This is a genomic window from Pseudomonas sp. LAMO17WK12:I1 (genome assembly GCF_900177315.1).
In the GTDB taxonomy this organism is placed as follows: domain Bacteria; phylum Pseudomonadota; class Gammaproteobacteria; order Pseudomonadales; family Pseudomonadaceae; genus Aquipseudomonas; species Aquipseudomonas marginalis.
Map to the genome: position 1 here is coordinate 343,459 of NZ_FWZV01000004.1, position 17,277 is coordinate 360,735.

Genomic DNA, 17,277 nt, shown 5'->3' on the forward strand with positions numbered 1-17,277 from the left:
GTCGTAAGCGCTTGGCCCCAGGGGCCTTGGGCACTAGACTGGCGGCCTTTTCACCTACCGATACCGATGTAGAGCCATGGCCGCCAAAGTCGAACCTTTCTGGATACGCAAAACCCTTGAACACCTCGACCAGGAGGAGTGGGAGTCGTTGTGCGACGGCTGTGGCCTGTGCTGCCTGCAAAAGCTTGAGGATGAAGACGACAACAGCGTCTATTACACGCGCATCGCCTGCAAGCTGCTGGACCTGAAAACCTGCCAGTGCACCGACTACCCCAACCGCCGCGCCTCGGTACCCGACTGCATCCAGCTCACCCCGGGCCAGGCCGACCAGTTCAAATGGCTGCCGCCCACCTGCGGCTACCGCCTGGTCAGCGAGCGCAAGGACCTGCCGTTGTGGCACCACCTGGTCTGCGGCGACCGCGATGCCGTGCACCACGAACGCATTTCCCAGTCCGGGCGCATGCTCAGCGAAGGCAGCGTGCCCGAGGACGACTGGGAGGATTACCTGATCTTCCGCGCGGGCTGAGCAAGGAGTGTGTATGAGGGCGGGAACCAAGCTGGCGGCAAGCCTGGTGTTGCTGGCGTTGAGCATGCCTGCGTGGTGCGCGAAGAAAGTCGACCTGGATTATCACGTCAAGCTGCTGCCCCAGAGCGAGCAGGCCGAGGTGCGGGTGAGCCTGTCCCAGGGTTCGGCGGTGCGCAGCCTGAACTTCGACCTGGGCCGCACCGGCGACTACAGCGACTTCAAGGCCGATGGCCAGTGGAGCGTCAATGACCACCGTGGCCTGTGGCAACCCAGCGCCAACAAGGCCAGCCTGACCTATCGGGTGCGCCTGAGCCACGCGCGCAAACCGGGTATTTACGAAGCGCGGATGACCCCGAGCTGGGCGCTGTTTCGCGGCGAGGACCTGGTGCCGCCCGCCCGCCTCGACCAGCAGGACGGCGTCGAACTGGTCTCGCGCCTGGTGTTCGAACTGCCGGCCGGCTGGAAAAGCATCGAAACCGCCTGGCCGCGCATCGGCAAGAACAAGTTCCGCATCGACAACGTCTCGCGCCTGTTTGACCGGCCCACCGGCTGGATGCTCGCCGGCACCCTGGGCAGCCGCCGCGTGCGCCTGGGCGAGACCGAAGTGACCATCGCCTCGCCCAAGGGGCAAGCCATGCGGCGGATGGATGTGCTGACACTGCTGACCTTTGTCTGGCCGCAGGTGGAAGCGGCGTTCCCACGTCATCCGGCCAAGCTGCTGGTGGTGGGCGCCAGCGATCCGATGCGCCGTGGTGCGGTCTCGGCGCGCGACTCGATCTACCTCAACAGCCGCACGCCGCTGGTCAGCGAGAACGGCAGCAGCCCGTTGATCCGTGAAGTGGTGCAGGCGATTGGCCGCTTCAACGACCACGACACCAGTGACTGGATCAGCGAGGGGCTGGCGGAGTACTACGCCATTGAGCTGGTGCGCCGTGCCGGTGGGGTGACCGATGAGCGCTATCAGGCGATACAGGCGCGCTTGGCCAGGGACGGCAAGGACGTGACCAGCCTGCGCGGCGACCACGTCAGCGGTGCGACGGTGTCACGGGCGGTGGTGGTGTTGCAGGAGCTGGATCGCGAGATCCGCGTAAAGACTCACAACAAGCGCTCCCTGGATGACCTCGCGCAGGCGGTGATGCGCGCCAACAGCATCACCACTGCGGAGTTCGTGCAGTTGGCGGAGAGCATCATCGGCGAGTCGTCGGTGGTGCTCGACAGCAAGTTGTTACGCTGAGTCTTCGCCATACAAAAAAGTGGGAGAGGGCAAGCCCCTCCCACACTTGAATCTAACCAGTGGTTTTAACCGCCTTCTCAGCCGCCACTTCCGCCTTGGTCTTCAGGTTTTTCAGCTCTGCACCGGCACGTTCGATCTTCGTGCGCACGCTGTTCATTTCCTGGCGGCCCTGTTCCAGCTTGTCTTTAAGCGCGCTGTGCCCGGTAAAGCCGCGCGCCAGGGCCACGCCGCCGATCGCCACCTGAATCAGGCCGAAAATTCCGCCACGGCGCAGGCCTTTGCCCACCATCATCACGCCACCGGCCACTGAGCCGATGCGCTCCCAGCCGTGCACGTTCTGGGTGGGCTGATTCTGGAAGGGGGTGTGTTCGATGATAGGTCGCAAGGTTGTGCTGTCGCTCATGATCTGTCTCCAACAAGGTCAAGTGTATGCAGCTGACTGCGCGCAGGCGCCGGATGTTCCCAAAAGATCAGTACTTGGGGCCCGAGCGGGTGTTGTTGCCCTTGGCCATGCGGTCGTAGAGCACCACGTTGACGGTGGCGGCCAGGTTCATGCAGCCGGTGGTGGGGATGTACACGACGTCTTCGCACCAGTCGCGGATGTCTTTATCCAGGGACCCGTCTTCAGGGCCGAAGATATACAGCGCGCGGTCGGGGTGAGTGTATTCGGGCAGCGGGCGGGCACCGTCCACCAGCTCCACGGCGACCGGGATGCAGCCCAGGGGCAGGATCTTCTTCAGGTCATCGATGCCGATCAGCGGAATGTCGTGGTGGACCTTCTTGGTGTCGGTGACGAAGTCCCGGGCGCGCTCGTAGCGCACGCCGGTGTAGAACACCGAGGCCACGCCGTAGCAGCCGGCGGCACGCATGACCGAGCCAACGTTTTCGGGGGATTTGGGGTTATACAGACCGATGCAGCTGTAGCGTTTATTGCCCACGGGGAAGGGTGCCTTGGAGAAAAGCGGCGATTATACGGCCTGAAGGTGGTGTATTGCTTGGGCTAACGCTATCGGGAGCAAGCCCCCTCCCACATTTGAAAGTGTTCACAACTCAAAATGTGGGAGGGGGCTTGCTCCCGATGAGGCCAGGACAGGCGACGACACTCTTCAGTCGTCTTTCTTCATCAACCCCGCCAACGCCGCAAACGGGTTATGCGTGGCCTTGGCGATCGTCGGGCTGCTGGTGGAGCCTTCGCCGAAGTACTGCTGGTCGGTGTAGCGCGAGTGTTCGTTGTCGTGGCAGTACAGGCACAGCAACTCCCAGTTCGAGCCATCCTGGGGATTGTCATCATGATTGTGGTTACGGTGGTGTACGGTGAGTTCGCTCAAGCGCTTGCCGGCGAACTCACGGGCGCAGCGGCCGCACACGTGGGGGTACATCTTCAGGGCTTTGTCGCGGTAGCCCATTTCCCGGTCGCGCTGGGCATCGGCAAGGATGCGGTCCAGCTTGGCGGTGTGGGAGGGCGGGTTGGTCGAGCTCATCATGGCTCCTGGCTGTTTGGTGGTCACGGATAGCGTTGATTCTAGCCGCTTGCGTCGCAAATGACCGCTGGGATCGATTTACTTTACTCATAAGGATCTGAAAAACATGCGTCTGCTTTCATGGACTGTTGCACTGCTGCTGTGTGTCGTTACCCTTCAGGCCCAGGCGTTCTCGACGCCCCAGCCCGGGCAGGTGATCGAGGTTGCCCTTGAACAGTTGCATCCGACCCAGGCGGTGGTGGGCTTCGACCAGATCTACTACAGCCTGGGCCTGTTCGCCGATAAACCCGCCAAGGTCTTCGATGAATACTGCGAAACCAACGGCCAGGGTGAGGCCGGCAAGGTGCCCGACAAGGCTGACCTGCACCAGCCCGACAGCTTCACCTGCAAGGACCCGGTGGGCACCCATCCCGAGGACATGAAAACCGTGGTGGTCGGCCCTGCCGGCCAGCTGTACCTGACGGACGGTCACCACAGTTTCACCACCTTGTGGGAAGTGCCCGGTGGCGGCCCGCGCTTGAAGATGTGGGTCAAGGTCACCGACGACTTCAGCAACAGCCCGAACATGGCGAGCTTCTGGCAGCGCATGGAAGCGGCCCGCAAGGTCTGGCTCAAGGACAACCAGGGCCAGGCCCTGCCGCCGGAACAACTGCCGGCGCACCTGGGCTTCAAGAACCTGCAGGACGACACCTTCCGCAGCCTGGTGTATTTCACCCGCAAGGCCGCCTATGGCAAGCCGGATGGCGGCGAGATCGCACCGGAGTTCCTGGAGTTCTATTGGGGTAACTGGCTGCGCACGCAGATTGATCTGGGCCAGTACAACCTGAACAAGAAAGGCGGCTACAAGGACGCTATCGAAGCGGTCGCCAAGCGCATGGTCAGCCTGGCGCCGGGCTCACAGGTGGGTGACAGCGGTTTCACCGCCCATCAACTGGGCGGCATGACCCGGCTGGACCGCGATGAGCTGGAGAAGACCTTCGACAAAAAAGTGCCGTACGTGATCGACTACCGCAAATCCCACGACTGACAGGGATCAACATGTGGGAGGAGGGCGTCTTGGGAAGCGTGCTCAGCCCTTGAGCTTCTCCGCAATCCAGATGGTGTGCCGGGTGCCCTTGTTGCCATGGGCAAACACCTGCACTTCCTCGGCCTTGAAACCGGCCTTGCGCAGTTTGTCGCTGAACAGTTTGTCGGCGCTGGCGGACCACACCGCCAGCACGCCCTTGGGCCGCAGGGCCTTGGCGCAGGCAGACAGGCCACCGGCGGAATAGAGCCAGCTGTTGGCCTTCTGCGTCAGGCCTTCGGGGCCGTTGTCGACGTCGAGCATGATCGCGTCAAAGCCCTGGGGCTCGGCCTGCAGCACCTTGGCCACGTCTTCCATGCGGATCACCGTGCGTGGGTCCAGCAGTGGGCGACCGGACTTTTCCCCCAGGGGCCCCCGGTTCCACTCCACGACGCCGGGCACCAGTTCCGCCACCACCACTTCGGCGCTCTTGCCCAGGTGCTTGAGCGCCGAGGCCAGGGTGAAGCCCATGCCCAACCCACCGATCAGTACCCGTGAGCCCGGGCGCCCCGCGACCTTGCGGCAAGGGATTTCCGCCAGCGCGTCTTCGGAGCCGTGCATGCGCGTGTTCATCAACTGGCCGCCGTCACCGCCCTGGATCTTGATGACAAAGTCTTCACCGTATTCGAACAGGCACAAGGCACCGCCGTTGTCGGGGATCGGGGTGGTGTCCAGCAGAACGAAACGTTTCATGGAAATCTCATTGGGAAGGGCATTCTTGCGCGGTTGGGAGTAGCCTTACGACATTCCGGTCAGGCCATGGAGCCATCGATGAAGTGCAGCATTCTAACGGTCATTGTGTTGAGCGCGCTCGCATTGGGTGCGGCGCAGGCTCAGGAGTTGCAAACCGTACCGGTGGCGCCGGCACCTAGCCCCGGCGCACCGGGCACGCCGACGCCGACGCTGTATCCGCAGATCACCCCGCCGGCCGTGCCGAAGACGAACGGCTCACCGCCGTTGGTGCCCATCGTATTGCCGACACCGCCGAAGGATCAGACGGTGCCCGGCTTGCAGCAGAACGACAGCAAGCCGAAGACGCCCGGCGGTTAAAACTGTTGGGAGAGTAATTGCCCATCGGCCATGCGCAGGCGCTTGGACAACGCGATGGCGATTGCGCGGATGATCTTCGCCGCCACACGCGGCGTTTCATTGAGCATCTTTTCCAGGGCGTCCTTGCCCAGGTTCAACAACACGCAGTCGCTGGCGGCCACGCAACTGGCGGAGCGCCGCTCGCCGTCAAGCACGGCCATCTCCCCAAAGGCCCGGCCGCTGCGCAGGGTGGCAATGGTCAGGCGCTGGCCGGTGTGGTTGGTTTTCTGCACCGCCACCTGGCCGCTGTGGATGATGCACATGAAGGTGCCGGCATCGCCCTCGAGGAAAATCACCTCGCCCTCGGCAATGCTGCTGATATTGAAGTAGCCGGCGGCGACGTAGAAGTCTTCCGGCAACAACGGGTCGAACAGGCCGCAGTCCATGAGCATGTCGCGGATTTCGGTATTCATTAGCGTCGGTAGTGCCATGGCTGCAATCTTGGTCCATCAATCAGGAGGCGGTCTGAATGTTCAGACAGGACCGCCCCGCTAAGTTCCTTAAACCAGCCCCAGCGCCTTGAACACAAATGCATATTCGAGTGCTACGTCACGTAATCCCTGGTAGCGACCGCTCATCCCGCCATGGCCGGCACCCAGTTCGGTTTTGAGCAACAGCAGGTTGTCGTCCGTCTTGGTCGCGCGCAACTTGGCCACCCACTTGGCCGCTTCCCAGTACTGCACGCGGCTGTCGTTGTAGCCGGCGATCACCAGCGTGGCCGGGTAGGCCTGGGCGCTGACGTTTTCGTACGGCGCGTAGGCCTTGATGCGTTCATACACCGCAGGCTCTTCGGGGTTGCCCCACTCGTCGTACTCGGTGATGGTCAGCGGCAATTCCGGGTCGAGCATGGTGTTGAGCACGTCGACAAACGGCACTTCGGCAATCGCCGCCTGGAACAACTCCGGACGCTGGTTGAGCACCGCGCCGATCAACAGGCCGCCGGCACTGCCGCCGCTGATGACCAGTTGCCTGGAGGTGGTCAGGCCCTCGGCGATCAGGTGTTCGGCACACGCGATAAAGTCGCTGAAGGTGTTCTGCTTGTGTTCCTGCTTGCCATTGCGATACCAGGCTTCACCCAGTTCGCCACCGCCGCGCACATGCGCAATGGCGAAGGCCACGCCACGGTCCAGCAGGCTCAGGCGTGCATGGGAGAACCACGGGTCGAGGCTTGAGCCATAGGCGCCGTAGCCATACAGGTACAAAGGTGTCGGCTTGCCGAGCTGGTCGCGCTTGACCACCAGGCTGATCGGCACCTGGGTGCCATCGACGGAGGTGGCCCACAGGCGTTGGCTGACGTAGTCATCGGCATTGAACACGCCGAGCACCGGGGTTTCCTTGAGCACCTGCTGCGCGCCGCTGGCCAGTTCCAGCTGGCGCACCTGGGCCGGGCGGTTCAGGGCTTCATAGCGCAGGCGGATCTTGTCGCTGACGAATTCCAGGCTGTTTTGCACGTAGAGGCTGTAGGCGGCGTCGGGCAGCTCCACGCGATACGCCGGTAAGCCCTGGGGGTGCACTTCGATCACCGGCAGGCCGCCGATGCGCAGGCTCAGGGTCATGGCGCCGGTGTTCAGGCTGACACCGTCGAGCATCACGTCATCGCTGTGGGGGATCAGGTTCTGCCACTCATCCTCGGTCGGCACGTCGCCAATGTCGGTCGCCACAAACAGGGCGTAGTTGATGCCGTCACGGTTGCTGCGGATAAACCAGGTCCACGCGCCGTTCAGTTGGCCGTGGTCGACATCGTATTCATGGTCCTCGACCCGTGGCGCCAGGCAGGTGAAGTCCAGGTGCGGCTGGTCGGCATCCAGCGCCCAGACCTCGCTGGTGGTCTTGCTGCCGAGCGAGAGCAGCAACTGGCGCTCGGAGCTGGAACGGTAGCAATGCAGGAAGAACCGGCCGTCGGGCTCATGGAACACTTCCTGCGCCGCCGTGCCATCCAGGCGGTAGCGATACAGTTTGTGCGGGCGGTGGGTGTCGTCCAGCTCGCCGAAGAACAGGGTCAGGCTGTCATTGGCCCAGGTCATGCTGCCGTCGCAATCCTGGAACTCCAGTTCGCTGACTTTGCCCGTGGCCAATTCCTTCACGAACAGGGTGTAGATCTCTTCGCCACTGGTATCGAGGCTGTAGGCCAGGCGCTGGTGGTCGGGGCTGATGCTGAATGCGCCGAGGGAAAAGAAGCCGCCGTTGGCCAGCACGTTAGGGTCCAGCAACAGCTCTTCGCTGCTGTCGTCCACCTGGTTGCCGTCGTCGGCCGGGCGGCGGCAGCGGTAGTGGCGGGCGTATTCGTCACCGGCGGTGGTGCGCGTGTAATACAGGTACGGGCCCCAGGGGGAGGGCAGGGACAGGTCGGTTTCGAGGATGCGGCCCTTGATCTCCTCGAACAGGGTTTCGCGCAGGGCCTGCTGGTCGGCGAGCCGGGCTTCCTGGAAGGCATTTTCGGCCTTCAGGTAATCAAGGACCTCAACGCTGTCGCGCTCTTGCAGCCAGGCGTACGGGTCCTGGCCTGGGGCTTTACGGGCAATCGGGGCGGTCGATGAAGGCATGGAGCACTCTCTGTCTGGCGGAAGGTGGCAGGCATTGCAGCCGCGACACGCAAAAGCCGTTATCATAGCCGCCTGTTTGCCTACCTTGCCATGGACACCATGACCGAGAACGACTATCTGACCGCTTGGGGCCTTTACGCCTTCGCTGCCTTGGGCTGCCTGTTGGTGTGGTGGCGCATGACCCGCTGGATCTGGCGCTGGCTGCGCGAACCGCTGCAATTGCTGATGGCCGTGCTGCTGTTGAGCCCGACCATCGTCGACCCGGTCAAGACTCAGTTCGCACCGGCCGTGGCCATCACGGCCCTGGACCTGGTGCTCAAGGTCGGCAATAACGCCTGGCGGGCGATTTCCGATTTGTTCATGTACACCCTGATCGCCTTTGGCGTGTACCTCGTGTTTGTGCTGATCCGCTGGCCCATCGAGCGCGCCGCCAACGCCCGCCGTGAGCGCAAGGCCGCCACCGACGCCGCCTTGGCCGCCGAGCCTGTGGATGAAGACGATGAGCCGTTCCGTCGTCCTGCACCGGTGAGCGGTATGCGGGTCGAACCGCGCCTTTAACGTTGTCCGCCCTGCAGCGAGAGCCCTGGCATGTGTGAATTATTGGGCATGAGTGCCAACGTCCCCACCGATATCGTGTTCAGCTTTACCGGGCTGATGCAGCGCGGTGGGCGTACCGGCCCCCACCGCGACGGTTGGGGCATCGCTTTCTACGAAGGCCGTGGCCTGCGCCTGTTCCAGGACCCGGCCGCGAGCAGCGAGTCGGAAGTCGCCCTGCTGGTGCAGCGTTACCCCATCAAGAGTGAAGTGGTGATCGGCCATATCCGCCAGGCCAACGTCGGCAAGGTGAGCCTGGCCAACACCCACCCGTTCGTGCGCGAACTGTGGGGCCGCAACTGGTGTTTCGCCCACAACGGCCAGTTGGCGGACTTCCATCCCCGCGCCACGTTCTATCGGCCAGTCGGCGACACCGACAGCGAAGCGGCCTTCTGCGACTTGCTCAACCGCGTGTGCGAGGCCTTCCCCGAGCCGGTGGACATCGAACAGATGCTGCCGGACCTGATCGCCGCCTGTGCCGAATACCGCAGCAAAGGTGTGTTCAACTGCCTGCTCAGCGACGGTGACTGGCTGTTTTGCTATTGCTCGACCAAACTGGCGCAGATCACCCGGCGTGCGCCGTTTGGTCCGGCGCGCCTCAAGGATGTCGACGTGATCGTCGATTTTCAGGCCGAAACCACCCCCAATGATGTGGTGACGGTGATCGCCACCGAGCCGTTGACCGACAACGAAAACTGGACCCGCTACGAACCGGGCCAATGGAGCCTGTGGCGACGCGGTGAATGCGTCAGCCAGGGCGTTACCGAGTAAGGATATCGACCATGTTGCTCAGTTATCTGCGGTTGGTGCTGTTTGCCATTGGCCTGTTGGTCGGCGTGCAAGTGCCGGGGTTTATCAACGACTACGCCAAGCGCGTCGAAGCCCACCTGATCGAGGCCCAGACCGGCCTGAGCGGGTTTGAAACCACCGCGCGGCAGTTCTTCAACGGTGACTTGAAGGCCTTGGTGGCGCATTACCGCGCCAGCGACGACCCGGTGTTCCAGAGCGACGCCAACAGCCTGGGCGCCATGCTTGACCGCCAGGTGGCGTTGGACAAGCAATTCCAGGCCATGCAAGGCCCGTGGTACATCCGCGCACTGCAAGTGGCGGTGGCCGCCGACCCGGATATCCGCCTGGAGACCTGGAACGGCTACAGCTACCAGATCCTGCTGACCCCCGAAGCCATGGGCTGGGGCCTGGGCGGGGCGATGCTGCTGTCGTTTGGCCTGGAGTGTCTGTTCCGCCTGATCGACTGGGTGGTGCTGGGTGGCAAGCGCTTGCGCCAGAGCCGGCCGATTGAGGAACGGGACCTGAAAGGTCTCTAACCCACGCCTCGGTCTAATGTGGGAGGGGCGGTGCGACGACTCGACTTGCCCCCTCCCACATGTGTATCCGGTTTATTCAGTTGTTCAGCACCATCCGCTCTTCGCCGACTTCCTCGGCATAGCGGGTAACGACCTTCTGGCACAGCCCGACAATCTCCTCCACCAATTCCACCCCCACGCGCCACGACACCACCACCTGCAGGTTCGGCAGTTTCTGCGCCATCGGCAACATCACCAATTCGCCACGCGCCAGTTCTTCCCTGACCAGCACCGGCGGCAATGCACCAATCCCGAAGCCATCGCGCAACAACCGGGTAATCGCCGACACCGAGTTCACGCAGTTCATCCGTGGCGCGGCCACGCCGTTGGCCTGCATCAGGCTGATGACGTCCTGGTGCGGGTGGGAGTTTTTCGAGTAGGTGATGATGCGCTCCTGGGCCAGTTCGGCGAGGGAGGCGTAGTCGCGGTTGTAGATCGACTGGCTGGCGACGATCCAGGCCATGGGGTGGCTGGCCAGCTCCAGGCTGCGCACGGTTTCCAGGCGCAGCAGGTCGGTTTGCAGGATCAGGTCGAGAAAGCCTTTTTGCAGCTGATCGCTGAGGTTAAGCGCGGTATCGGCGACCAATTCGATTTCCACCAATGGGAAATGGTCCATCAGTTCCGCCACCAATGGGCTGAGCCAGGTGTGGATCACCGTGTCCATCGCACCGATGCGGATGCGCCCGACCTTGCTGCTGGTGGTTTCCAGGGACTGTTTCAGGCCCTGCATGGTCACCATCATCTGCTCGGCATAATCGAGCACCTTCAAGCCTTCCGGGGTCAGGCTCACGCCCCGGGAGTCGCGCAGGAACAGCTTTACCCCCAGCTCGCTTTCCAGCACGGCGATGCGGCTGGAAATCGAGGCCTGGGTGGTAAACAGCTTCTCCGCAGTCAGGCGGAAGCTCTTGAGCTTGGCCACCCAGACGAAGGTTTCGAGGAACTTCAAATTCATGGGATCAACTTTTTCTTATGCATGGATCGGTTTTTATTAGTTGGACGCCGCACCGGGCAAACGCCAAAAATCAGGCTATTCCACGATAAGCGCCGTTGGGGTGTCAGGACAAGTTGCGAGTTCTGCGTAAAAAATCCCACACTACAAAAAAACAAAGCCTACAGGAGCAACCAGCGTGAGCCGTCTGCTATTGAATTGCGACATCGGCGAGAGCTTTGGCAACTGGACCATGGGTCTGGACGCCGAGGTCATGCCGTTCATCGATTGCGCCAACGTGGCCTGCGGTTTTCATGCCGGCGATCCGAGCATCATGCGCAAGACCGTCAGCCTGGCCCTCAAGCACGGTGTACAGGTGGGCGCACACCCGGCGTACCAGGACCTGCAGGGCTTCGGCCGCCGCTCCATGGCCTACACCCCCCAGGAAATCCAGGACCTGCTGCATTACCAGATCGGCGCCCTCGACGGCATCTGCCGTGCCCAGGGCGGACGTGTCAGTTACGTCAAACCCCATGGCGCGCTGTACAACGACATGATGGCCAACCCGGCGCAACTGCGTGCGGTGATCGAGGCCGTGGCCGCGTATGGCGACCTGCCGCTGATGCTGCTGGCGACCCGCGACAACAGCGCGGCCCAGGCACTGGGCGACGAATACGGGGTGATCCTGTGGTTCGAGGCTTTCGCCGACCGTGCCTACGACGCCAACGGCCACCTGGTTTCGCGCCAGTTGCCGGGTGCCGTGCACCATGATCCAGAGGTCATCGTCCAGCAGTCCTTGACCCTTTCCCGTGGCGAACCCCTGACCGCCAGCGATGGCAGCCCGTTGTTGTTGCGCGCCAATACCCTGTGCGTGCATGGCGACAATGCCAGTTCGGTCGCCGCCGTAAAGCGTATCCGCGAGGCATTGAAGCCAGCATGAAGCCACGGATTGAAGTGGTGGCGATCGACTGCCTGATGGTGCGTCTGTTCGAGGTGATCGCCGAAGCCAATATGCCGTGGATGCTCTCTGCCACCCAGCGCTTGCGCAGCGGCTTTGGCGCAGCCCTGGTGGATCTGGTGCCTTCCTACACCACCTTGATGGTGCATTACGACCTCACGGCGTTGAGCCCGGCCCAGGCGCGGGAATTGATCGACCAGGCGCTGACCGACCTGCAACCCCAGGCCCAGGGCAGCGGCCAGTGCCATGTGCTGCCGGTATGGTACGACCTGAGTGTCGGCCCTGAACTGACGTTGCTGGCCCGGCGCAGTGGCTTGTCCGTCGACGACGTGATCCGCCGCCACAGCGCCCACGAATACCAGGTGTTCGCCCTCGGCTTCGCCCCCGGTTTTGCCTTTATGGGGTTGGTGGATGAAATCCTCGCCACCCCGCGCCTGAGCACCCCACGCCAGCGCGTGGCGGCCGGCAGTGTCGGTATCGCCGAGCGACAGACCGCTGCCTATCCGGTGGTGTCCCCCGGTGGCTGGAATCTGATCGGCCGCACGCCGGCCAAGTTGTTCGATCGCGAGCGCGATGGCTACAGCCTGATGCAACCCGGTGACACGGTGCGCTTTGAGTCGGTCAGCCACGCTGAATTTATAAACCTGGGTGGCGATGACACGCCGTTGGAGGCGCAGGCATGAGCCGCTTGATCATCGAGGCCAGCACGCCGCTGTGCCTGCTGCAGGACGCCGGTCGTTTTGGCGTGCGCCACCTGGGCGTGACCCAGGGCGGCGCGCTGGATTGGGTGTCGATGTCCTGGGCCAACTGGCTGCTGGGCAATGCGCTGGACGCGCCGGTGGTGGAAATCACCCTCGGTGGCTTTACCGTGCAGGCCGAGGATTATTGCCTGTTGGCGCTGGCCGGGGCGGATCTGGGGGCGTATATCGATGAACGTGCGATCAGTCCCGGGCGTAGTTTTATCCTGCAAAAGGGCCAGCGCCTGCGCTTTACCCAGCCCTTCAGCGGCGCGCGGGCTTACCTGGCGGCCCCCGGCGGGTTTGATGCGCCGGATGTGCTGGGCAGCTGCGCCACGGTGGTACGTGAGGCGCTGGGCGGGCCGGACGGTTTCGGCAAGGCCTTGGTTGAAGGCGGGCGACTGGGCTACTCCGGTACCGGCGGCGGGATGAAAGTGCTGAGCGAGCAGGCGTTGCCGGCCAAGGGGCCGCTGGAGGTGATCGTCGGCGCCCAAATTGGCCTGTTCAGCGGCCAGAGCCTGTTCGATGCCTTTAACACCGAGTGGACCCTGGACAGTCGCGCCGACCGCATGGGCATGCGCTTGCTGGGCACGCCGTTGCAGTACCAGGGACCGTCGCTGATTTCCGAAGGGATTCCCTTGGGTGGCATCCAGGTGCCGCCGGATGGGCAGCCGATCGTGTTGCTCAATGATCGCCAGACCATCGGTGGCTATCCGCGCCTGGGCGCCTTGACGCCGTTGGCGCTGGCGCGGCTGGCGCAGTGTTTGCCGGGAGAAAAGCTGAGGTTGGTGCCGGTGGTGCAGGAAATGGCGCATCGGCAGCATGTGGAGTATCTGCGCCGGTTTGCGCTGTAAGGAAAGCTCCTACGGGAGTGCCAGTGTTTGTCGTCTTCGCTGCTTTAGCGCAGTCATGAAAACCTGAATGGGTTCATCCACTATCCAGGCTTTTCCATGCGCTATTTGAAGATTTTTGCCCAAGATGTGCTCGATAACGATGTTCCCGATGTGGTGTACCTGGAGTTCTATGACGATTCCAGGACCCCCGCGCTTGTCCATCGGGCCACGGCCTTCGATATCACCGACGACGGCCAGTTCGACTGGATCATTGCGGACGATCTCAATCAGGACGGCATTGTCGACACCGTGGACCGAGAGATGGCCATCGAGTTTGCCCAGCTGTTTCTGGCGTTCGAATGGTTCAGCCTCGACGAACCCTTCGACAAGTACCTGAAGGTATTTGCCGGTGACTTTGATAACAACGGGATTCCCGACACGGTGCGCTTGCACTTTCATCAAGGGGAGGGGGGGCCGCGAGATGAAACCATTGTCTATTCGGCAGCGGTGTACAGCGACGGTAATGGTCGTGGCGCCTTTGTCTCGATCAACCAGGACGTCAACAATGATGGGAAGGTCGACCGTCAGGATTCGGAACTGGTCAAGCGGTTCGCCGCGCTCTTCCTCAAGTTTGCCTGGATCGACCGCGAGCACTGCTGAGTGAGGGGCCCGTAGCCGATGTTATCGGCTATGGGCCTGCTATCACTTGGACAGGAAGCGCATGCCTTCTTCCAACCCGCGCAACGTCAGCGGGTACATCTGGTCTTCCACCAACTCCCGCACAATCCCCGTCGACGCGGTATAACCCCAGGTATCCTTGGGATACGGGTTTATCCAGATCAGTTTCTTGTACTTGGCCATGAAGCGCTGCATCCACACATACCCCGGCTCTTCATTCCAATGCTCGACGCTGCCGCCGGCCTGGGTGATTTCATACGGCGCCATCGACGCATCGCCGATAAAGATCACTTTGTAATCGGCACCGTACTTGTGCAGCAGGTCCTGGGTGGAGGTGCGCTCGGAGGTGCGGCGCTGGTTATTCTTCCACACCGATTCGTACACGAAGTTGTGGAAGTAGAAGTACTCCAGGTGCTTGAACTCGGTCTTGCAGGCCGAGAACAGTTCTTCGCAGATCTTCACGTGGGCGTCCATCGAGCCGCCGATATCGAACAGCAACAGCAGCTTGATGGTGTTGCGCCGTTCCGGGCGCATCTGGATATTCAACAGCCCGGCATCGCGGGCGGTGTGGTCGATGGTGCCATCGATGTCCAGCTCTTCGGCCGCACCCTGGCGGGCGAACTTGCGCAGTCGGCGCAGGGCGATCTTGATGTTGCGGGTGCCCAGTTCCACCTGGTCGTCGAGGTTCTTGTACTCGCGCTGGTCCCAGACCTTCACGGCCTTGCCCTGGCGTTTGCCGGCGTCGCCGACGCGAATGCCTTCGGGGTTGTAGCCGCCGGAGCCGAACGGGCTGGTACCGCCGGTGCCGATCCATTTGTTGCCGCCGGCGTGGCGTTCCTTCTGTTCTTCCAGGCGTTTCTTGAATGCCTCGATCAGCTTGTCGAGGCCGCCGAGGGACTGGATCTGTGCGCGCTCTTCGTCGCTCAGCGAGCGTTCGAACTCCTTGCGCAGCCAGTCTTCGGGGATCAGCGCCTGCAGGTGATCGTCGAGCTTTTCCAGGCCATTGAAGTAGGCGCTGAAGGCGCGGTCGAACTTGTCGAAATGCCGCTCGTCCTTGACCAGGATCGCCCGGGCCAAGTAGTAGAACTCGTCCATGTCGGCAAAGGTCACGCGCTGTTTCAGCGCGTTGATCAGGTCGAGCAGCTCGCGCACCGACACCGGGACCTTGGCTGCGCGCATTTCATTGAACAGGTTGAGCAACATTATCGATTACCGCGACGGCTCATGAATGCCAGGCGTTCGAGCAACTGCACGTCTTGCTCGTTCTTGACCAAGGCACCGGCCAGGGGCGGGATGGCCTTGGTGGGGTCGCGCTCGCGCAGCACCGCTTCGCCGATATTGTCGGCCATCAGCAACTTGAGCCAGTCGACCAGTTCGGAGGTGGACGGTTTTTTCTTCAGGCCGGGGACTTTGCGCACGTCGAAAAACACGTCCAGCGCCTCGCTGACCAGCTCCTTCTTGATGTCCGGGTAGTGCACGTCGACGATTTTTTGCAGGGTGGTGCGGTCGGGGAAGGCGATGTAGTGGAAGAAGCAGCGGCGCAGGAACGCGTCCGGCAGCTCTTTTTCGTTGTTGGAGGTAATGATGATGATCGGGCGCTTCCGGGCCTTGATGGTCTCGTCGATTTCGTAGACGTAGAACTCCATCTTGTCGAGTTCCTGCAGCAGGTCGTTGGGGAACTCGATGTCGGCCTTGTCGATTTCATCGATCAGCAGGATCACCCGCTCCTCGGACTCGAATGCTTCCCAGAGCTTGCCCTTCTTCAGGTAGTTGCGCACGTCGTGCACCTTGTCCACCCCCAGTTGCGAGTCGCGCAGGCGGCTGACCGCGTCGTACTCGTACAGGCCCTGGTGGGCCTTGGTGGTGGACTTGATGTGCCAGGTGATCAGCCTGGCGCCGAAGGACTCGGCCAGTTGTTCGGCGAGCATGGTCTTGCCGGTGCCGGGCTCACCCTTGACCAGCAGCGGACGCTCCAGGGTGATGGCAGCGTTGACGGCCAGTTTCAGGTCATCGGTGGCAACGTAGGCCTGGGTGCCTTCGAACTTCATCGGTCATTCCTCGAATTCATCAATGCCCGGACTATACCGCGCGGCCCCGGCGACTGTGAACGCAGACGGGTTATTCAGTCTCTGAATGACCGGTCACGGCTCAATCCGCCGAAGGCTTTGGCTGCTCATAGCGCGCATTGAACGCCTGGATAAAACCATTACGCAAAATCGCCAAAAATGCGGAGAACGCGCTGACATTTTGCTGATGCACGCTGCCACTGAGTTCCACGCGGGTGGCGAACTGATTCTTTGCCTGGTTCTTCAATACGGTCTCGCTGGCGCCCACCACGGCCTCCCAGATCGAACGAAAGATGTTCTTGTCCTTGTTCTCCACGTCCTGCTGCCAGTCGAAGACTTCCACGTCGCGCAGCAGCGGCTTGATGTACCCGGTCAACTGACCTTTTTCCGCCTGGGCTTCGATCACCACGTCCCCGGTGCCGGCCTTGAAGTCGAACTTGCCATAGGCCGCGGCGAAGTCGTTCATGCGCTTGAGCTGCAAGTCCCTGGCGCGGAAGCGAAACTCGAAGTTCTCGAAATTGCTCAGCGGGTCGAAGGTGGCGGTGGCTTCCAGCGGAGCCTGGCCTTGCAGCAGGGCCTTGCCGTCGAAGCGCGCGTCGCGCCGGCCTTTGACGTCTACCACATTGGTCAGGTTGTAGAAGCTGGCGTTGACGTCGGTCGCGTCGATCTTCACCACGGGCTTGGAGCTGAAGTTGTGGAAGGCGATCTTGCCGTCTTCAATGCGCACTTCATCGAGGGTGATGGGGGCCAACTTACTCAACTGCTCGCGCCAGTCGGTGCCCTTACCGGTCTGGGAGGCTTGCTTGTTGGCACCGCCGTCGACGAAGTTAACCTCGGGCTTGATAAACAGCACTTTGGCCACCACCGCGTGGTCGTACCAGAGAGAGTGCCAGCTCACCGCCAGGTCGATCAGCGGCGCCTTGACGAACGGGACGGGCACCTTGCCGTCGACCTTGACGATCTCCAGGCCGTTGATCCGGTACGCGCCACGCCATAGCGCGAGGTCCACGTCGGTCACCTGGCCGCGGTAATCGCCCATGTCGGCGAGCTTGTCATTCAGGTAGTTACGCACCAGGTAAGGGAGCGCGATGCTCACGGCGACCAGGACCACCAGCAATCCGGCAATGGTCCATAGTGGCCAGCTGTAGCGACGTTTCATGGGGAGAGTCCTCTGTCCATACTG

Annotated in this window: 21 protein-coding genes; 11 read left to right on the forward strand and 10 right to left on the reverse strand. The window is 62.2% G+C overall.

Annotation, left to right across the window (positions count from 1 at the left end):
* Positions 1–76 precede the first annotated feature (76 nt).
* Together B9N88_RS09345 and B9N88_RS09350 are read left to right on the forward strand one after the other, a co-directional pair.
* Positions 77–526, forward strand: a complete 450-nt coding sequence (locus tag B9N88_RS09345) for a YcgN family cysteine cluster protein (RefSeq protein WP_003172524.1) — start codon at positions 77–79, stop codon at positions 524–526.
* Between the two features lie 13 nt (positions 527–539).
* Positions 540–1,760 (forward strand): hypothetical protein, encoded by a 1,221-nt coding sequence (locus B9N88_RS09350; RefSeq protein WP_027604273.1) that lies wholly within the window; start codon positions 540–542, stop codon positions 1,758–1,760.
* Positions 1,761–1,812: 52 nt separating this feature from the next.
* Here the strand turns inward: B9N88_RS09350 and B9N88_RS09355 are convergent, their stop codons facing one another.
* From B9N88_RS09355 to B9N88_RS09365, 3 genes are all read right to left on the reverse strand, one after another.
* On the reverse strand, positions 1,813–2,163 hold the full coding sequence (locus B9N88_RS09355; RefSeq protein WP_027604272.1) for a YgaP family membrane protein: 351 nt from the start codon (positions 2,161–2,163) through the stop codon (positions 1,813–1,815).
* 67 nt (positions 2,164–2,230) lie between these two features.
* Positions 2,231–2,698, reverse strand: a complete 468-nt coding sequence (locus tag B9N88_RS09360) for an RNA methyltransferase (RefSeq protein ID WP_027604271.1) — start codon at positions 2,696–2,698, stop codon at positions 2,231–2,233.
* Positions 2,699–2,866: 168 nt separating this feature from the next.
* Entirely contained in the window at positions 2,867–3,241 is a 375-nt protein-coding gene (locus B9N88_RS09365; RefSeq protein WP_003210675.1) for a YajD family HNH nuclease, read from the reverse strand.
* 106 nt (positions 3,242–3,347) lie between these two features.
* Between B9N88_RS09365 and B9N88_RS09370 the strand changes: the two genes are divergently transcribed.
* Entirely contained in the window at positions 3,348–4,268 is a 921-nt protein-coding gene (locus B9N88_RS09370) for a ParB/Srx family N-terminal domain-containing protein (RefSeq protein ID WP_027604270.1), read from the forward strand.
* Positions 4,269–4,310: 42 nt separating this feature from the next.
* Here B9N88_RS09370 and B9N88_RS09375 read toward each other — a convergent pair whose 3' ends face one another.
* Positions 4,311–4,997 carry a spermidine synthase gene (locus B9N88_RS09375; protein WP_027604269.1) on the reverse strand — a complete coding sequence of 229 codons (687 nt, stop codon included), beginning with the start codon at positions 4,995–4,997 and terminating at the stop codon, positions 4,311–4,313.
* Between the two features lie 78 nt (positions 4,998–5,075).
* Here B9N88_RS09375 and B9N88_RS09380 point away from each other — a divergent pair, with 78 nt between their 5' ends.
* The gene (locus B9N88_RS09380) at positions 5,076–5,354 is read left to right on the forward strand and encodes a hypothetical protein (RefSeq protein ID WP_027604268.1); all 279 of its coding nucleotides are present in this window, start codon (positions 5,076–5,078) and stop codon (positions 5,352–5,354) included.
* Here B9N88_RS09380 and B9N88_RS09385 read toward each other — a convergent pair.
* Together B9N88_RS09385 and B9N88_RS09390 are read right to left on the reverse strand one after the other, a co-directional pair.
* Complete coding sequence (locus B9N88_RS09385) at positions 5,351–5,824, reverse strand: cyclic nucleotide-binding domain-containing protein (RefSeq protein WP_027604267.1); 474 nt, start codon at positions 5,822–5,824, stop codon at positions 5,351–5,353. The genes B9N88_RS09380 and B9N88_RS09385 overlap by 4 nt on opposite strands.
* A gap of 69 nt (positions 5,825–5,893) precedes the next feature.
* On the reverse strand, positions 5,894–7,936 hold the full coding sequence (locus B9N88_RS09390; RefSeq protein WP_027604266.1) for a S9 family peptidase: 2,043 nt from the start codon (positions 7,934–7,936) through the stop codon (positions 5,894–5,896).
* Between the two features lie 24 nt (positions 7,937–7,960).
* On the opposite strand from B9N88_RS09390, the gene B9N88_RS09395 reads away from it, so the two are divergent.
* Genes B9N88_RS09395 through B9N88_RS09405 form a run of 3 tightly spaced genes read left to right on the forward strand, consistent with a single transcriptional unit; the run spans position 7,961 to position 9,855 of the window.
* On the forward strand, positions 7,961–8,494 hold the full coding sequence (locus B9N88_RS09395) for a hypothetical protein (RefSeq protein ID WP_027604265.1): 534 nt from the start codon (positions 7,961–7,963) through the stop codon (positions 8,492–8,494).
* 30 nt (positions 8,495–8,524) lie between these two features.
* Entirely contained in the window at positions 8,525–9,301 is a 777-nt protein-coding gene (locus B9N88_RS09400) for a class II glutamine amidotransferase (protein WP_027604264.1), read from the forward strand.
* 11 nt (positions 9,302–9,312) lie between these two features.
* Positions 9,313–9,855 (forward strand): DUF2937 family protein, encoded by a 543-nt coding sequence (locus B9N88_RS09405; RefSeq protein ID WP_027604263.1) that lies wholly within the window; start codon positions 9,313–9,315, stop codon positions 9,853–9,855.
* A 76-nt stretch (positions 9,856–9,931) separates the two neighbouring features.
* Here the strand turns inward: B9N88_RS09405 and B9N88_RS09410 are convergent, their stop codons facing one another.
* Positions 9,932–10,846: a LysR family transcriptional regulator gene (locus tag B9N88_RS09410; RefSeq protein WP_027604262.1), complete on the reverse strand. Its 915-nt coding sequence runs from the start codon at positions 10,844–10,846 to the stop codon at positions 9,932–9,934.
* Positions 10,847–11,021: 175 nt separating this feature from the next.
* Here B9N88_RS09410 and B9N88_RS09415 point away from each other — a divergent pair, with 175 nt between their 5' ends.
* From B9N88_RS09415 to B9N88_RS09430, 4 genes are all read left to right on the forward strand, one after another.
* Positions 11,022–11,762, forward strand: coding sequence for a 5-oxoprolinase subunit PxpA (locus tag B9N88_RS09415; RefSeq protein ID WP_027604261.1), 741 nt, complete (start codon positions 11,022–11,024; stop codon positions 11,760–11,762).
* Entirely contained in the window at positions 11,759–12,463 is a 705-nt protein-coding gene (pxpB, locus tag B9N88_RS09420) for a 5-oxoprolinase subunit PxpB (protein ID WP_027604260.1), read from the forward strand. The genes B9N88_RS09415 and pxpB overlap by 4 nt, the downstream gene beginning before the upstream one ends.
* Entirely contained in the window at positions 12,460–13,371 is a 912-nt protein-coding gene (locus tag B9N88_RS09425; protein ID WP_027604259.1) for a 5-oxoprolinase subunit C family protein, read from the forward strand. The genes pxpB and B9N88_RS09425 overlap by 4 nt, the downstream gene beginning before the upstream one ends.
* Positions 13,372–13,467: 96 nt before the next feature.
* Positions 13,468–14,010, forward strand: a complete 543-nt coding sequence (locus tag B9N88_RS09430) for a hypothetical protein (protein WP_027604258.1) — start codon at positions 13,468–13,470, stop codon at positions 14,008–14,010.
* A 42-nt stretch (positions 14,011–14,052) separates the two neighbouring features.
* On the opposite strand, the gene B9N88_RS09435 is transcribed toward B9N88_RS09430, so the two are convergent.
* From B9N88_RS09435 to B9N88_RS09445, 3 genes are all read right to left on the reverse strand, one after another.
* A complete protein-coding gene (locus B9N88_RS09435; protein ID WP_024074064.1) occupies positions 14,053–15,231 on the reverse strand; it encodes a vWA domain-containing protein in 1,179 nt (392 codons plus the stop codon).
* A complete protein-coding gene (locus B9N88_RS09440) occupies positions 15,231–16,076 on the reverse strand; it encodes an AAA family ATPase (protein WP_027604257.1) in 846 nt (281 codons plus the stop codon). The genes B9N88_RS09435 and B9N88_RS09440 overlap by 1 nt, the downstream gene beginning before the upstream one ends.
* A gap of 100 nt (positions 16,077–16,176) precedes the next feature.
* The gene (locus tag B9N88_RS09445) at positions 16,177–17,253 is read right to left on the reverse strand and encodes a DUF748 domain-containing protein (protein ID WP_027604256.1); all 1,077 of its coding nucleotides are present in this window, start codon (positions 17,251–17,253) and stop codon (positions 16,177–16,179) included.
* Positions 17,254–17,277: the final 24 nt, after the last annotated feature.

What these genes read in the sequence shown, in the direction of transcription:
- B9N88_RS09385 (WP_027604267.1), bottom strand. Translation starts at nt 5,824, where the DNA reads ATGGCACTACCGACGCTAATGAATACCGAAATCCGCGACATGCTCATG.
- B9N88_RS09435 (WP_024074064.1), bottom strand. Translation starts at nt 15,231, where the DNA reads ATGTTGCTCAACCTGTTCAATGAAATGCGCGCAGCCAAGGTCCCGGTG.
- B9N88_RS09380 (WP_027604268.1), top strand. Translation starts at nt 5,076, where the DNA reads ATGAAGTGCAGCATTCTAACGGTCATTGTGTTGAGCGCGCTCGCATTG.
- B9N88_RS09390 (WP_027604266.1), bottom strand. Translation starts at nt 7,936, where the DNA reads ATGCCTTCATCGACCGCCCCGATTGCCCGTAAAGCCCCAGGCCAGGAC.
- B9N88_RS09405 (WP_027604263.1), top strand. Translation starts at nt 9,313, where the DNA reads ATGTTGCTCAGTTATCTGCGGTTGGTGCTGTTTGCCATTGGCCTGTTG.
- B9N88_RS09445 (WP_027604256.1), bottom strand. Translation starts at nt 17,253, where the DNA reads ATGAAACGTCGCTACAGCTGGCCACTATGGACCATTGCCGGATTGCTG.
- B9N88_RS09430 (WP_027604258.1), top strand. Translation starts at nt 13,468, where the DNA reads ATGCGCTATTTGAAGATTTTTGCCCAAGATGTGCTCGATAACGATGTT.
- B9N88_RS09345 (WP_003172524.1), top strand. Translation starts at nt 77, where the DNA reads ATGGCCGCCAAAGTCGAACCTTTCTGGATACGCAAAACCCTTGAACAC.
- B9N88_RS09410 (WP_027604262.1), bottom strand. Translation starts at nt 10,846, where the DNA reads ATGAATTTGAAGTTCCTCGAAACCTTCGTCTGGGTGGCCAAGCTCAAG.
- B9N88_RS09370 (WP_027604270.1), top strand. Translation starts at nt 3,348, where the DNA reads ATGCGTCTGCTTTCATGGACTGTTGCACTGCTGCTGTGTGTCGTTACC.
- pxpB (WP_027604260.1), top strand. Translation starts at nt 11,759, where the DNA reads ATGAAGCCACGGATTGAAGTGGTGGCGATCGACTGCCTGATGGTGCGT.
- B9N88_RS09355 (WP_027604272.1), bottom strand. Translation starts at nt 2,163, where the DNA reads ATGAGCGACAGCACAACCTTGCGACCTATCATCGAACACACCCCCTTC.
- B9N88_RS09440 (WP_027604257.1), bottom strand. Translation starts at nt 16,076, where the DNA reads ATGAAGTTCGAAGGCACCCAGGCCTACGTTGCCACCGATGACCTGAAA.
- B9N88_RS09350 (WP_027604273.1), top strand. Translation starts at nt 540, where the DNA reads ATGAGGGCGGGAACCAAGCTGGCGGCAAGCCTGGTGTTGCTGGCGTTG.
- B9N88_RS09400 (WP_027604264.1), top strand. Translation starts at nt 8,525, where the DNA reads ATGTGTGAATTATTGGGCATGAGTGCCAACGTCCCCACCGATATCGTG.
- B9N88_RS09375 (WP_027604269.1), bottom strand. Translation starts at nt 4,997, where the DNA reads ATGAAACGTTTCGTTCTGCTGGACACCACCCCGATCCCCGACAACGGC.
- B9N88_RS09425 (WP_027604259.1), top strand. Translation starts at nt 12,460, where the DNA reads ATGAGCCGCTTGATCATCGAGGCCAGCACGCCGCTGTGCCTGCTGCAG.
- B9N88_RS09365 (WP_003210675.1), bottom strand. Translation starts at nt 3,241, where the DNA reads ATGAGCTCGACCAACCCGCCCTCCCACACCGCCAAGCTGGACCGCATC.